Annotated in this window: 13 protein-coding genes; 6 read left to right on the top strand and 7 right to left on the bottom strand. The window is 59.0% G+C overall.

The features are described from left to right. Nucleotides 1–11 precede the first annotated feature (11 nt). The 6 genes from LIO98_RS10350 to LIO98_RS10325 all read left to right on the top strand — a co-directional run bounded on the left by LIO98_RS10350 (nt 12) and on the right by LIO98_RS10325 (nt 6359). Nucleotides 12–1160: a DegT/DnrJ/EryC1/StrS family aminotransferase gene (locus LIO98_RS10350; RefSeq protein ID WP_291956565.1), complete on the top strand. Its 1149-nt coding sequence runs from the start codon at nt 12–14 to the stop codon at nt 1158–1160. 53 nt (nt 1161–1213) lie between these two features. After that, nucleotides 1214–1903 (top strand): zinc metallopeptidase, encoded by a 690-nt coding sequence (locus LIO98_RS10345; RefSeq protein WP_291956562.1) that lies wholly within the window; start codon nt 1214–1216, stop codon nt 1901–1903. Nucleotides 1904–2200: 297 nt separating this feature from the next. Beyond that, on the top strand, nt 2201–3520 hold the full coding sequence (locus LIO98_RS10340; protein ID WP_291956560.1) for an RsmB/NOP family class I SAM-dependent RNA methyltransferase: 1320 nt from the start codon (nt 2201–2203) through the stop codon (nt 3518–3520). Nucleotides 3521–3535: 15 nt separating this feature from the next. Then, nucleotides 3536–4720, top strand: a complete 1185-nt coding sequence (locus LIO98_RS10335) for a PASTA domain-containing protein (RefSeq protein WP_291956558.1) — start codon at nt 3536–3538, stop codon at nt 4718–4720. After that, the gene (rpe, locus tag LIO98_RS10330) at nt 4699–5400 is read left to right on the top strand and encodes a ribulose-phosphate 3-epimerase (protein WP_291956555.1); all 702 of its coding nucleotides are present in this window, start codon (nt 4699–4701) and stop codon (nt 5398–5400) included. Before LIO98_RS10335 ends, rpe begins: the two co-directional genes overlap by 22 nt. A gap of 5 nt (nt 5401–5405) precedes the next feature. Further along, a complete protein-coding gene (locus LIO98_RS10325) occupies nt 5406–6359 on the top strand; it encodes a RodZ domain-containing protein (protein ID WP_291956553.1) in 954 nt (317 codons plus the stop codon). Nucleotides 6360–6454: 95 nt separating this feature from the next. On the opposite strand, the gene LIO98_RS10320 is transcribed toward LIO98_RS10325, so the two are convergent. From LIO98_RS10320 to lysW, 7 genes are all read right to left on the bottom strand, one after another. Next, a complete protein-coding gene (locus LIO98_RS10320; protein WP_066747178.1) occupies nt 6455–6808 on the bottom strand; it encodes a hypothetical protein in 354 nt (117 codons plus the stop codon). A gap of 119 nt (nt 6809–6927) precedes the next feature. Next, nucleotides 6928–7965 carry a M20/M25/M40 family metallo-hydrolase gene (locus LIO98_RS10315; RefSeq protein WP_291956549.1) on the bottom strand — a complete coding sequence of 346 codons (1038 nt, stop codon included), beginning with the start codon at nt 7963–7965 and terminating at the stop codon, nt 6928–6930. Further along, nucleotides 7966–9138: an aminotransferase class III-fold pyridoxal phosphate-dependent enzyme gene (locus LIO98_RS10310; protein ID WP_291956546.1), complete on the bottom strand. Its 1173-nt coding sequence runs from the start codon at nt 9136–9138 to the stop codon at nt 7966–7968. It abuts the gene before it with no gap. Next, the gene (locus LIO98_RS10305; protein ID WP_291956543.1) at nt 9123–9932 is read right to left on the bottom strand and encodes a uridylate kinase; all 810 of its coding nucleotides are present in this window, start codon (nt 9930–9932) and stop codon (nt 9123–9125) included. The genes LIO98_RS10310 and LIO98_RS10305 overlap by 16 nt, the downstream gene beginning before the upstream one ends. A gap of 57 nt (nt 9933–9989) precedes the next feature. Next, nucleotides 9990–11039: an N-acetyl-gamma-glutamyl-phosphate reductase gene (gene argC, locus LIO98_RS10300; protein WP_291956540.1), complete on the bottom strand. Its 1050-nt coding sequence runs from the start codon at nt 11037–11039 to the stop codon at nt 9990–9992. A gap of 209 nt (nt 11040–11248) precedes the next feature. Then, complete coding sequence (locus LIO98_RS10295) at nt 11249–12088, bottom strand: RimK family alpha-L-glutamate ligase (protein ID WP_291956537.1); 840 nt, start codon at nt 12086–12088, stop codon at nt 11249–11251. A gap of 3 nt (nt 12089–12091) precedes the next feature. Next, nucleotides 12092–12259 carry a lysine biosynthesis protein LysW gene (gene lysW, locus LIO98_RS10290; RefSeq protein WP_066747157.1) on the bottom strand — a complete coding sequence of 56 codons (168 nt, stop codon included), beginning with the start codon at nt 12257–12259 and terminating at the stop codon, nt 12092–12094. Nucleotides 12260–12560 lie beyond the last annotated feature (301 nt).

Here is a 12560-nt window from a genome sequence, read left to right as displayed (position 1 = left end):
GAGGTAATATCATGACAGAAAATACAAAGATACCGTCTTTTGACCTGACAAGGAACTATGCGCGTGTAAAAGAGGAGGTAAACGTCGCCGTTCTCCGAGTGCTCGACACTCAGCACTTCATACTCGGCCCCGAGGTGGAGGCCCTTGAAAAAGAGATCGCCGCCTACCTGGAGGTGAAGAACGCCGTCGGCTGCGCCTCCGGCACCGACGCCCTCGTGCTCGCGCTGATGGCCCTCGACCTGAAGCCGGGCGACGAGGTGATAACGACTCCCTTCACCTTCTTCGCCACCGTAAGCTGCATTACGCGCAACGGAGCGACGCCGGTATTCGCCGATGTCGACCCCGTTACCTACAATATAAAGAGCGAAGATATTCTTGCGAAGATCACTCCGCGCACGAGGGCGGTGCTTCCCGTTCACCTCTTTGGGCAGATGTGTCCTCTTGAGGAGATAAAGGACGAGCTGAAAAGACGCGGTATAGCTCTCATCGAGGACTGCGCGCAGGCCATCGGCGCCCACCGGATGATCGACGGCCGCGTAGCGCGCAGCGGCTCCGTCGGCGATATGGGCTGCTTCTCCTTCTTCCCGACGAAAAACCTCGGCTGCTACGGAGACGGCGGTATGGTCTCCATAGCCGATAACCCAGAGTTCGCGCAGCGCGTGAAGAACCTCCGCGTTCACGGCGCGGGCAAGACCTATTTCCACGAAGAGGTCGGCATAAACAGCCGCCTCGACGCGCTGCAGGCGGCGATCCTCCGTGTGCGTCTGCGCCATCTTGAGGGCTGGAATGAAGAGCGCCGTATCGTCGCCGAGCGTTATATGACGCTCTTCGCCGAGAAGGGACTGCTGGAGCTTATCACACCGCCGGCGGAGCTCGCGGGAGGACGCCATGTCTACCACCAGTATGTTATTCGCGCGCAGAGGCGCGACGAGCTTCAGAAGTTCCTCGACGAGCGCGGCGTAACGTCGCGCGTCTATTATCCGCTGCCGCTCCATCTGCAGCACTGCTTCTCATATCTCGGCTACGCCAAAGGCGATTTCCCCGTGTCGGAGATGCTTGCCGACGAAGTGCTCGCGCTGCCTATGTTCCCCGAGCTGCTGCCCGAGGAGCAGGAGCGCGTCGTCAATGAAATTGCTGATTTTTACGGCGTCGGCAAATAAAATTGACCAAATTAGACTATAATATATAGAAATTAGATTAGGAGGTGCCACGGATGTTCTATCCGTTTTTCGACCCGACGATCATCGTGCTGATCCCGGCCCTGATATTCTCGATGTGGGCCCAGTTCAAGGTCAAGGGCGCTTTTGCGAAATACAGTGAAGTCCGCGCCATGAGCGGAGTCTCGGCGGAGCAGGTCTCACGCACGCTGCTTGACCGCCGCGGGCTGGCGAACGTCAAAATCGAGCGCGTCCCCGGCGAACTGACCGACCACTACGATCCACGCTCAAAGGTCCTGCGCCTTTCAGACAGCGTAAATTCCAGCCGCAGCATCGCGGCTATCGGCGTTGCCGCCCATGAGGTCGGCCACGCGATACAGGACAAGGAGGGCTACGGCTTTCTGAAGTTCCGCAACGCGATCGCGCCGGGCGTGCAGCTCTGCTCGACGCTTTCGATGCCGCTATTCTTTATCGGGCTGATTTTTGGCTCGCTGAATCTGCTCAACGTCGGCATCCTGCTCTTCTGCGGCGTGCTTGTCTTTCACCTCGTGACCCTGCCGCTTGAGTTTGACGCGAGCGCGAGGGCTCTGAAGCTGCTGAGCGAGACGAATACCCTTTCGGGGAGCGAGCTCGGCGGCGCCAAGGCCGTGCTCGACGCGGCGGCGCTGACCTATGTGGCGGCGCTGGTGATGACCGTGCTGCAGCTTGTGCGTCTGCTCGCGCTGCGCAATATGCGCCGCGATTAAAAGCCTTCGCGCGGCGTATTTTTAGGCGAAGCAGCGATGAAAATAGCAATCTCTTTTTCCTCTCACCGATACCAGGCCGGCCATTCACGGATTTGCCGCGGCTGCTTTGCCTGCGTTGTGGGATCGGGAATCGTAGGAGAATAAAATTAGAACTGCTCCCCGTACGGGGAGCAGTTGCCTTGTGACCGCTGGCGGCCGTGCCGCCTGAATTTTTATCTTTTTCGTATAGTATAATAGAGGTCGTTGAGAAAAGATGTTGTGCGACATCCTTTTCTCTCGTGATAAGGGGTTGATTCTATGAGGGGATTAGAGGCCGCTCTTACAATATATGGAGAGGTGCAAAATGGGGCGTTTGCTTCAGAGGCGCTGAGAAAGGTATATAACAACATCGCGCCCGCAGACCGCAAACTTGCCGCGACGCTTGTTTATTGTACGCTGCGGCGGCAGAGTCTGTGGAAGACGGTGTTGCTAAAATACTGCAAGCGCAATCCGCGCGAACTCCCGCCGCTTACGATGAACGCGCTGATGATCGGTATCGCGGGAATAGTGGAGCTTAAGCATTTCGCGCTGCCTGTCCTGATAAACGGACTGGTGCAGGCGATAAAAAACAGCGGCGAGATGAGAGATATAGGACTTGTCAACGCCGTGCTCCATACGGTTGCCGACGAATCGCAGAAGTTTATCGAAGGCCTTAAAAAGAGCAGCGCGCTCAGGGACCAGGCCCTTTATTGGGGGGTACCCGGCTGGGCCGCCGCCTTGTGGTCGAAAGAGCTTTCGATTCCCGAGGCGAAGAGGCTCGTGCGCGCGAGCGGTATGAAGACCTATCTCTCCCTTCGCCTTTCGCGCGGGGTGGACCGCGGCCAATATATTGAGGAATACAACGCCTCTGGGCGCAAAGGATGGGCATCGCCCTTTCTGGAATTTTCCGTCCGTACGGCGGCTAATCCTTACCCTGTCGATCTTCCCGGTTTTGGCGAGGGACGGATCATGCCGCAGAGCGAATCGTCGATGCTCGTACCAGAACTGATCGCCAAACGCTGGAAGGGCGGCCGGATACTCGATATGTGCTGCGGACGCGGCGTTAAGACGGGACAGCTCGCGGATATTCTTCCCGAGGCGCATATAGAGGCCTGGGATATTTCGGAGGGCAAGATAAAGTCCGCCAGGTTTGAGATGATGCGTATGCATACCGAGGACAGGGTGACCTTCAAGAGGGGCGACTCTCTCTCCCTAGTTCCCGACGAGGCGCCGTCGGCGATACTGCTTGACGCCCCCTGCACCGGAAGCGGCACCTGGGGCCGTCACCCCGAGAGCAAATGGCGCTGTTCGCCGGAGCAGGTGCAGCAGAACAGCGTTCTGCAAAAGCAGCTGCTGGAACGCGCCGTATCCCTGGTTGCTCCCGGCGGGATCATAGCATACAGCACATGCAGCCTCTTCCGCGACGAGAACGAAAAGGTCATCGCCGACGTCATGGCCCGCCATCCGGAGCTTATCGAGCTGCCAACCGAACGTACGGCTAAATTCATGATAAAGGGCAAGCCTTACGGAACGACGGTCACGCCGTCGCTGCCGTGGGTCGATGGATTCTATATGACGCTTCTTGCGAAGAGGAAATAAACGGAGGTTGGTTCAATGGGCAGAATTCACCGTTGGGGAATGATACTCGCTTTTCTTGTGATAATAGGCTGCGCATATATCGGAATAAAGATGGTCTTCATCGAGGATAAGGATTCCGAGGTGCCGTCCGTCACGGGGATGCAGCTCGTCGACGCAGTTGACGCGCTGCAGGAGAGGGGGCTGCTGGCTAAGGTGGACAAGGTTGATTCCCCGATGCCGGCGGATACCGTCGTCTCACAAAACCTCTCCGCCGGGGAAAAGGTCTCCAAGGGGAAGGTTGTCCTGCTGCGCGTGAGCAAGGGGGGCGCGATACAGCCGATCCCCGACGTCCGAGGGCTTAAGTTCGAGGAGGGCGTCAAAAAGCTCAGTGAGGCCGGTTTTAAGGTCGATAAGATAACGCGGGTCACGGATAGGCTGAAACCCTCTGGCACGATCATTGCACAGAATCCCGCCTCTCCCCAGCAGGTAGCGGCTAACTGTATGGTGAGCCTGCTCGTCAGCAGCGGCACGAGCGGTGAGAGTTCCTTTGTGACGATGCCCGACCTTCGCGGGCAGGACCAGGAGTCGGCTATCGCGATGATAGAGCAGCTTGGACTGCGTCTGGGACAAATGGCGGACGCGCCCTCGACCTCGATGCCCATCGGCAGCGTGCTTTCGTCGCGTCCGAAGGGCGGGGCAAAGGTCCCCGCCGGTTCGCTGGTGAATCTCACCTTTGCGAGAGAGCCTCTGGCCTCGGAGGCAGCCCCCGACGTCCCCCCCTCCAACGATCAGGATAAAGAACGCGCCGAGGCGGTGCGAAAGGTCGTGATAAAAGAGGCCGCGCCGACGACGATACCTTCCAAGATTCCGGCCACCGAAGAACCGGTGATAAAAAAGACCGAACCCGCGAAGACGGAGCCTGTAAAGACCGAGACTCCTAAAGTTGAGACGCCGGCCCCTGCGCCGACGCCAGCGCCGAAACCAGCCCCCGCGGAGCCCGCCGCGCCGACCAAGAACGCGAAGGTGCGCTACCAGGTGCCGCCGCTCACCAAGCCTCTGTCCCTGAAGATAGAGATGACCGACGATTCCGGCACAAGGGTGCTGAAGGACGGCATGGCGAACAGTGGGGAATACATCTCAATGAACGTTCCCTATACGGGTGAGGCACGCATAACGATTTTCCTTGGAGGAGATTTTGTATGGCAGGACCGTTACAACTAAAAGAGCTGAAAAATGGCAGGGAGATTCTCATTGCTCCCTCCCTGTTGTCCGCGGACATCCTCAACATGGAGCGTCACATCGGAGAACTTAAAGGCGAAGCCGACTGGCTCCATGTGGATATCATGGACGGGCACTTTGTCCCGAACCTCTCCTATGGACCGGCGCTCGTCAGCGCGCTGCGCAAAAGGTATCCGCAGGCGTTTCTTGACGTGCATATCATGGTCGAGCCGGCGGAGGATTTTCTTGATATGTTTCTCTCCGCGGGAACAACTCTGCTGACGGTTCATCTGGAGGCTGCCAGGCATATCCACCGTGTGCTCCAAAGGATAAAGGACTCCGGCGTGATGGCCGGCGTCTCAATAAATCCGGGCACCGCGGCGGAGCCGCTTTTGCCGGTGCTTCATATGGCGGACCTTGTCCTTGTGATGTCCGTCAATCCCGGCTACGGGGGGCAGTCATTTATCGCGGAGACGCTTGACAAAGTGCGCTGGCTGTCCAAAGTGCGCAGTGAGCGTGGATGGGGATATCTGATCGAAATGGACGGAGGAGTCGGGCCGAAGAACGTCGCGGAGATAGCGGCGGCGGGCTGCGACGCCGTGGTTGCGGGCAGCGCGGTCTTTGGACAGCCTGAACCTTCGGAGGTAATAAAGGAGATGCGCAGATCAGCACAAAGGGGGTAGGCTGCATGGCAGCAGGAGCAAATTCCTCGCAAAATGAAGACGAAAACAAGAAGGCGACAGAGGTATCGGCGGAGCTGGGGAGAAAACTCCGGGAGCTGCGCGAGGCGCAGAAACTGACGCTTGACGATGCCTGGAACGCGACGAAGATACAAAAAAAACATCTGGCGGCGATAGAAGACGGTCAGCTCGACAGGCTTCCCAAAGGTCCGTTCTGCCGCAGCTTCCTGAGGCAGTACTGCGAATATCTCAACGCGGGAGACCTTTGGGAGCGGTATGACCGCCTGACGAAAAAAGAAAACGAGGCCCTGAGCGCCTACCGGCGGGATGACGCGGAGGCCAGTTATACCAGCAGCCCGAAAGTATTCCGGCACAGGTCGCATATTTGGGTCTACATTATAGTGATCCTTTCGCTCGGCGCAGCGGCCTGGATAACCTGGCAGTACCGGGGTGAGATCACAAACGAGGCGACAACGCCGCTTGATGGCGGTACCGCCGCGATGGTGGATCAAAAGGAGGCTCGGACGGAGACGGCAAGCGCCGACGCTCCAGTCCAGAGCCAGCCGCAGCCAGGACCAGCATCGGTCGATCTTGGCTGGATGGACGGCAAGGCTCCGGCTGCCGCGAAGCCGGCGCTCTCGCCGGATAAACCGCCGGCAGCGGCCGCTGTGCCCGCACCGGCGGCCCAGACAGCTGCTGCGCCGCTGATCAAAGTTAGTGCAAAGGGCGTTATCTGGATAAAATTCAGCGTTGGAAAAGAGGTCCTTTTCGAGGGGCTGCTTAAACCGGGCGAGACGCGCGAATACGGGCCGCGTACCGACGCGCCGCTGCGCGTAAGGTACGGAAATCCGGTAAAGACCTCCGTCTCATGGTTCGGCGCGGCCGAGGCGCTCGTAGGCTCCGATGCGAAGCCTGTCACAAGATACTACTGGTACGACGGAAAGGTCACGGATAAAAACTAAATATTTTTCACTTGTATATATTCCGGGATATCGCGGTATAAAAAGAGGAGGCGCATACGCCTCCTCTTGCTCTTTACTGTAGCGGTAATAATTCGTTATTGGACCGTTATCGTCTTTTCCGCCGTTCCCATAATATTGCAGGTAAGCTCGACCGTTAGCTGCGTTCCTGGTTTTACACCGCTGAGCGGTATGGTGTCGGAAAAGCCTTCGTTGGATTGCTGTTCCGTGTATTTTTTCATCTGTAGCTGTTTGCTGCCCTCTTTTACGACAAGAGTCATGACGTAGTGCTTCGTCCTGTCATTTACCTGATGCGCCGCTGTAACGGTCAGCGTTCCGTTGTCTTTATTCCAGACGGCGTTGACGTCCGTCGGCGGATGGGCGAAAGCGGCGCCGGCCGTCATAACCGTCAGTGCGGCAAAAAGCGCGGCAAATCCTCTTCTAAGTCTCATTCAAAACGCCCCCTTCTTCTTATTCTGTGCCGTCTATTATACAGCATAATTGTGGGGAAACTGTGACGGGGAAAACACCGTATTCGCATTCTCCGCCAACGCCAAGAGGTAAGCTCCGCTTACTCTATCGCCGCCATTATTTTCGGCAGGGCGCCCTTCACGACCTCTACGCCGCGCAGGAATTCCTTTATCTCGATCTGCTCGTTAGAGCTGTGGTCGTATTTTGAGTCTCCGGGGCCGAAGGCTCCCATCGGACAGCCCCAGGTGGAGAGCACGTTGAAGTCGCAGGTGCCCTGCTTCGCAAGCACTCGCGGCGGCTCGCCCGTGACGTCGCGTATCGCCGTACGGAAGGCGCGTATGACGGGGTCAGACTTATGTACCTCATGCGGCGGCACATATTCGATCACCTTCAGGCCGACGCTGAAGGCGGCCGCCGTCTCGCTGAGCCTCAGCTCCAGCTCGTCCTGCTGCGCGCCGATGGGAGTGCGCAGGTCCATCGTGATGGAGGCGGAGCGTTTCCCCGCCTCATGTCCCTCCATCTCCATGATCGCTATCGAATAACCCTTGCCCATATTCTCCGTTATCTGCATCATCGAGGCGGCGGCAAGCACGGTATCAGACATCGGTCCGGGGCTGCCGGAGCGGTGCGCGCCGCTGTCCTCCGCGATAAAGGAGAAGAGGATGCGCCCGCGGTATGAGAGGGCGACGCCGTTACTGCCAGTTGGCTCGCCGACGACGAGGGCCGCCGGTTCGTGGAGCGGCATACGGAAACGGGCGCCGCGCGAATCGATCTCCTCGCCGACGGCGGCGACAAACGTGATGCGCCAGTCTTCAGGCACTTCGACGGCGCCGCCGCCTACCGCGAGGGCGCAGCAGGGGCTCTTAGCGTTGACTGAACCACGTCCCTCGATCCTCTCTTCATTGACGAAGAGCTTGGGGCCGCCGGGGACTGTGTCGATATGGCTGAGCAGCACGAGCTCCTTATCGCCGTTGCCGCGCGTGGCGATCACCGAACCGGCGCCGTCTAGGTGCGAGGTCTCCCAGCCGAAGCGCGGCAGGCGGTCGGCGAGCATCCGCGCCGCGTCCTCCTCGTGTCCGGTCGGGCTTGGTACGGCGACGATATCCACGAGAAGTCCGACCGATTCAGGCAGGCGCATCTATCTGCCCTCCGGCTGTGTGTGTCCGGCTCTGCGCTGAGCCTGAATGCCGTTCATTGTCTTTTCAAAGATGTCTATCGCCTCGCGCGCCGTCTCCTCCGTGACCGCGAAGGAGGGGAGGAAACGCACGACGCGCGGTCCCGCGGCGAGCGAGAGCAGGCCGTCTTCCTGCAGCGCCTTAACGATATCCTGTGAGGGTATCTCCGTTTCAACGCCGATCAGCAGCCCGGCGCCGCGCACGTCGCTGACGAGGGGGATATTTCTCCGTGTGATTTCCTCTCGGATGAAAGCGCCGACCTTCGCGGCGTGGGCGCAGAGATCATTTTCTTTTATATATTTCAAAGCGGCGAGTGAGACGCGCGCGGTCAGTTCGTTGCCGCCGTATGTCGAGCCGTGGGAATGCGGCGGAAAATCTCCAAGCTCGCCGCGCCAGATCACGGCTCCCGCCGGCATGCCGCCCGCGAGCCCCTTGGCGAGGCAGATAATATCGGGGGCGAGCCCCCTCGCCGGAGAGGCGAAGAATGAGCCGCAGCGGCCGAGTCCGCTCTGCACCTCGTCGGCGATCAGCAGTACGCCATGCGCGTGGCAGCTTTCGGTGACGGCGCGCCCCACCTCCTCCGGAATGGGATAGACGCCGCCCTCTCCCTGAACCGGTTCTATGAATACCGCGAGCGTCTCGTTGCTGATCTTCGCGGGAATATCCTCCGGAGCGTAATGCTTCGCCGCAGGGATTAGGGAAGCGAAGGGGGCGCGGTACTTCGGGTTGAAGGTGAGCCCGAGCGCGCCGCAACTCCTGCCGTGGAAGCCCCGGCGGCAGGCTATTATCTCATGGCGTTTGCCGCCCAGCGCCGCCGCGAGTTTAAGAGCTCCCTCGATCGCTTCGGTGCCGCTGTTGCATAAAAATACCATACCGTCGCCTAGCTCACCGCCGAGGATGGCGGCCAGCTCCTCGCGTACCGGCGATTCATATCCCGCGCCGCAGCTCCAGACGCCGCGGGAGGCCTCGCTCAGCGCCTCCATCAGCACCGGATTGGCGTGGCCGAAGAGCGCCGCCCCGTGTCCGTTGAAAAAGTCGATGTAGCGGCGGCCGCCGCCGTCCCATACATAGGCGCCCTCGCCGTGTGTGAGCGCGATGCCGCGCCCGCCGTAGAGCCTGCTTAACGTACCAGCCATGTCGAATGTCCCTCCATCGCGTTTGCCAGGGGATTTGCCACGCGGCCGTCCGCGAGGTAGACGTTGGGTATCGAGAGCTCCAGAGCCTCTTTACAGGCGACGACCTTACGCTTCATGTTGCCCTGCGCGTAGTGTTCGATGATATCCCAGTCCGCGAGTCTGCCCTTTGCGATGAGCGACTGCGGATCGTCGATATCCTTCATGAGCCCGGGGACGTTCGATAGAATGATGAGAAGATCGGCCTTTACCGCGCCCGCGATCTGTGCCGCGAGACGGTCGCCGTCGATATTCAGCGAAATACCAAGCTCCGAGTCGAGCGCGAGCGGGGGAACGACCGGCACGAAGCCGCCCTCAAGTGCTTCAAGCAGCGGCGATGGCTCTATCTTCGTCACCGTGCCGCTGTAGTTGCCGCGCAGAATCCTCATGCGGCCGTTCACGCTCTCACGCAGGAAATCCTTGCGTTTCGCTGCGGCGTAGGGGGCGCTCTCGGGGTCCTCCTGAACGGCCTTTACGCCGCGCTCCGCGAGCATCTCCATAATACGCGCGCCGTAAGAGAGGGCGGCTTCGCGGAAGAGCTCGCGCTCCTTTTCTCCGACAAAGCGGCTGCGATAGCCCGAGGGGCTGGTCACCATGCGTATTTCGAGCCCGCGTGCGGCGCAGAGGTCGTTCATTACTCCGCTTGCGCCGTGTACGACGATCCAGCGCTCTCCGGCGCGGCTCCTCGCCGCGATCTCATCTATGAGCGGCTCGAGCCTGTTGCCCGACGCGCCGCCGATTTTTACAACTCCGATCATAACTGTATACTTCCTTTCCTTAAAAACAATGATTCCGCCGGTTAGATGCGTCAGCCGCTAAGCGGGATAGACGGGCATCATATCGAGCCCCTCCGTCTCCGGAAGGCCGAACATCAGGTTCGCGCACTGCACCGCCGAGCCTGCCGCGCCCTTCATTAGATTGTCGATCGCCGAGGCGGCGATCATCCGGCGTCCGTCCTCGGCGAGCATGAAGCCCGTCAGCACGCGGTTGCTGCCGATGACGAAGCGGGGATCGGGGATACGGAAATGCGCAGGTTTCGCTGGGGTGAAGGAGACGAAAGGCTCGCCATTCCAGGCCGCGCGGTAGAGCTTCCATATCTCGGCCTCGCGTACCTGGCGGTTCAGCGTCACATGGGCGAGGCACTGAATGCCGCGCACCAGCTCGACGGCGGTGACGCCCATCGTGAATGAGCTCTGCTCCATCGAAAGCTCCTGCACAACCTCCGCCATATGACGGTGAACGAAGGGATTTACCACTCGCAGAACGCGGCTGCGCATCGCGTGGGCCGAGCCCTCGTCGGCGTTGGCTCCCGCCTCGGAGGAGCCCACGCGGCACTCGATACGCGCCTCCTCGATCAGCCCCGCCCTTGCGAGCGGCAGCAGCGCCGTGATCGCCGAGGTCGCGTTGCAGCCGACGCCGGAGATCAGGCGCGCGGAGGCCATCTCGGCCCGATGCAGCTCCGGCAGGCCGTAGACGGCCTCCGACAGGAGCTGCGGCGCAGGATGATCTACGCCGTACCAGTTTTTATACGCCTCCGCGCTGCGCAGGCGGAAATCCGCCGAAAGATCGATTACGCGCTCTCCCGCCTCGAGGCGGCGCACCGCCTCCTGCGCCGAGGCGCGGTGGGGCAGCGCGAGAAAAGCCGCGGCGGCGGATAGTGAATTTGCCTCCTCCGGTGAAATAAAGGTAAGGTCGTTATATACATGGCGCAGATGCGGATGCGCCGCGCCGACCGAAATACCGGCCTTTGAGCGGGACACCGCCCCTATGACCTCAAAATGGGGATGGCGGGCGAATATCCGCAGAAGTTCCGCCCCGGCGAAGCCCGTTGCGCCCCATATAGTTACTGGAATCCTCTCTGTCATCTCTGCACACTCCTTAAAAAATTATCTTAAGCATGAAAAAGGCCCGCGTCCTTCTGGAGGCGAGCCGTGTCTTTGCTTGGTCAGTCGGCAAACTTAAATCGACGCTGCAAAAATCCACGACCCATAGGGCAACCGCTTTATTCCGCGCTTGCACTTTTCCTCAAACTTTATTATTGATTCGTAAGCCGTGATGCAGTTGGTCATAAAAATTATCCTTTTCTTCTGTTCCAGGCGACCTCGACCACCGCGCCGGGAATATCCCTGCCCGTGGGGGCTATCGAGTTGCGGAATTCGCCGCCGTCGTTGACCTCGTTGACGAGCCAGCGGCCGTTCGCCTTGAAAAGATCGACCGCGAGGAACTCGCCTCCTATCGCCGCGTGTACCGAGCGAAGGATCTCCGTAGTCTCGTCGTCGAGCGGAAGGTTTGAGGCCGAGCCGCCGCGCGCCGTGTTTGTGATCCAGTGTTCGCTCGTACGGGCGATCGCGCAGAGCGGTTCGCCGTTGATGACGAAGGCGCGGACGTCGAAGCTGCCCTTATCGACAAATTCCTGAATGTAGAAGGTATTATGGATGGCTCCGAGCATCGATTTGTGCTCGAATATCGCCTCCGCGCTCTCGCGGTCGTTGATCTTGGCGAGCAGACGGCCCCAGCTGCCGCTTACGGGCTTGCAGACCGCCGGATATCCGAGGGATTCCACCGCTTCAAGCGCTCCCTCGGGGGTGAAGGCGACGAGGAATTTCGGCTGAGGGACGCCGGCCTGCGCCAGTACGGCGGAGGTGGTGAGCTTATTGCCGCAGATCCCCATAACGCGGGAAGAGTTGACCACCGTTATCCCCTGCGTCTCCAGCATCTGGGCTACGCCCTCGTTCTGGTTGTGCGAGACACAGCGCGCAAGCACTACGTCGTCGGCCTGGCAAAAAGGCTCTTCGCCGAAGACGGTATCGCCGACGTTCTGCAGCTCGCAGGGGATACCGAGGCGCTCCGCCGCCTCTTTAAGCAGCTTCTCCTCGGTTCGGAGCCTTGTGAAGAGAATGCGCAGTGTCGCCATTTTTTATTCGCCCCAGTCTTCCTGCACCTGGGGAGCCTCTTCTACGGTAAGGGGATCAAGCGAGATTACCTCGAGCTCCGTGCCGCAGTCAGGGCAGATAAGAAGCTCGCCTTCGCAGCAGTCCTGGGGAAGGGATACATTTGCTTCGCATACGATACAAGTTGCAGTCATGATAAAGATACCTCCGTTAATTTTTTAATTATAATTAATATTATTAAACTTTTTATTATTAAATATTCTAATAATTATATCATACGGCACTGTTTTTGTTTCCTTTGTGTTACTTAGGTTCACAAAAACCGCGATATTTAACTATTTCGAATGAATAAAATAATAAAAAGTTCATTTATCCTGCAGAGGTATGATACTCCAAACTTTCTATTTGTCAAGAGGGGTGAAAAATAATGTTGTCTGTCATGTCAATTGCAAAAGTAAAAGCGCCCCCAAAGAGAAATGAGTGTCGCGTTAACTT

Source organism: Cloacibacillus sp. (genome assembly GCF_020860125.1).
Lineage (GTDB): Bacteria > Synergistota > Synergistia > Synergistales > Synergistaceae > Cloacibacillus.
This window is presented reverse-complemented; position numbering and strand designations above follow the sequence as displayed.

Excerpts from the sequence above, each read along its gene's own strand:
- LIO98_RS10350 (WP_291956565.1), top strand. The coding sequence starts at position 12 with ATGACAGAAAATACAAAGATACCGTCTTTTGACCTGACAAGGAACTAT.
- LIO98_RS10345 (WP_291956562.1), top strand. The coding sequence starts at position 1,214 with ATGTTCTATCCGTTTTTCGACCCGACGATCATCGTGCTGATCCCGGCC.
- LIO98_RS10340 (WP_291956560.1), top strand. The coding sequence starts at position 2,201 with ATGAGGGGATTAGAGGCCGCTCTTACAATATATGGAGAGGTGCAAAAT.
- LIO98_RS10335 (WP_291956558.1), top strand. The coding sequence starts at position 3,536 with ATGGGCAGAATTCACCGTTGGGGAATGATACTCGCTTTTCTTGTGATA.
- rpe (WP_291956555.1), top strand. The coding sequence starts at position 4,699 with ATGGCAGGACCGTTACAACTAAAAGAGCTGAAAAATGGCAGGGAGATT.
- LIO98_RS10325 (WP_291956553.1), top strand. The coding sequence starts at position 5,406 with ATGGCAGCAGGAGCAAATTCCTCGCAAAATGAAGACGAAAACAAGAAG.
- LIO98_RS10320 (WP_066747178.1), bottom strand. The coding sequence starts at position 6,808 with ATGAGACTTAGAAGAGGATTTGCCGCGCTTTTTGCCGCACTGACGGTT.
- LIO98_RS10315 (WP_291956549.1), bottom strand. The coding sequence starts at position 7,965 with ATGCGCCTGCCTGAATCGGTCGGACTTCTCGTGGATATCGTCGCCGTA.
- LIO98_RS10310 (WP_291956546.1), bottom strand. The coding sequence starts at position 9,138 with ATGGCTGGTACGTTAAGCAGGCTCTACGGCGGGCGCGGCATCGCGCTC.
- LIO98_RS10305 (WP_291956543.1), bottom strand. The coding sequence starts at position 9,932 with ATGATCGGAGTTGTAAAAATCGGCGGCGCGTCGGGCAACAGGCTCGAG.
- argC (WP_291956540.1), bottom strand. The coding sequence starts at position 11,039 with ATGACAGAGAGGATTCCAGTAACTATATGGGGCGCAACGGGCTTCGCC.
- LIO98_RS10295 (WP_291956537.1), bottom strand. The coding sequence starts at position 12,088 with ATGGCGACACTGCGCATTCTCTTCACAAGGCTCCGAACCGAGGAGAAG.
- lysW (WP_066747157.1), bottom strand. The coding sequence starts at position 12,259 with ATGACTGCAACTTGTATCGTATGCGAAGCAAATGTATCCCTTCCCCAG.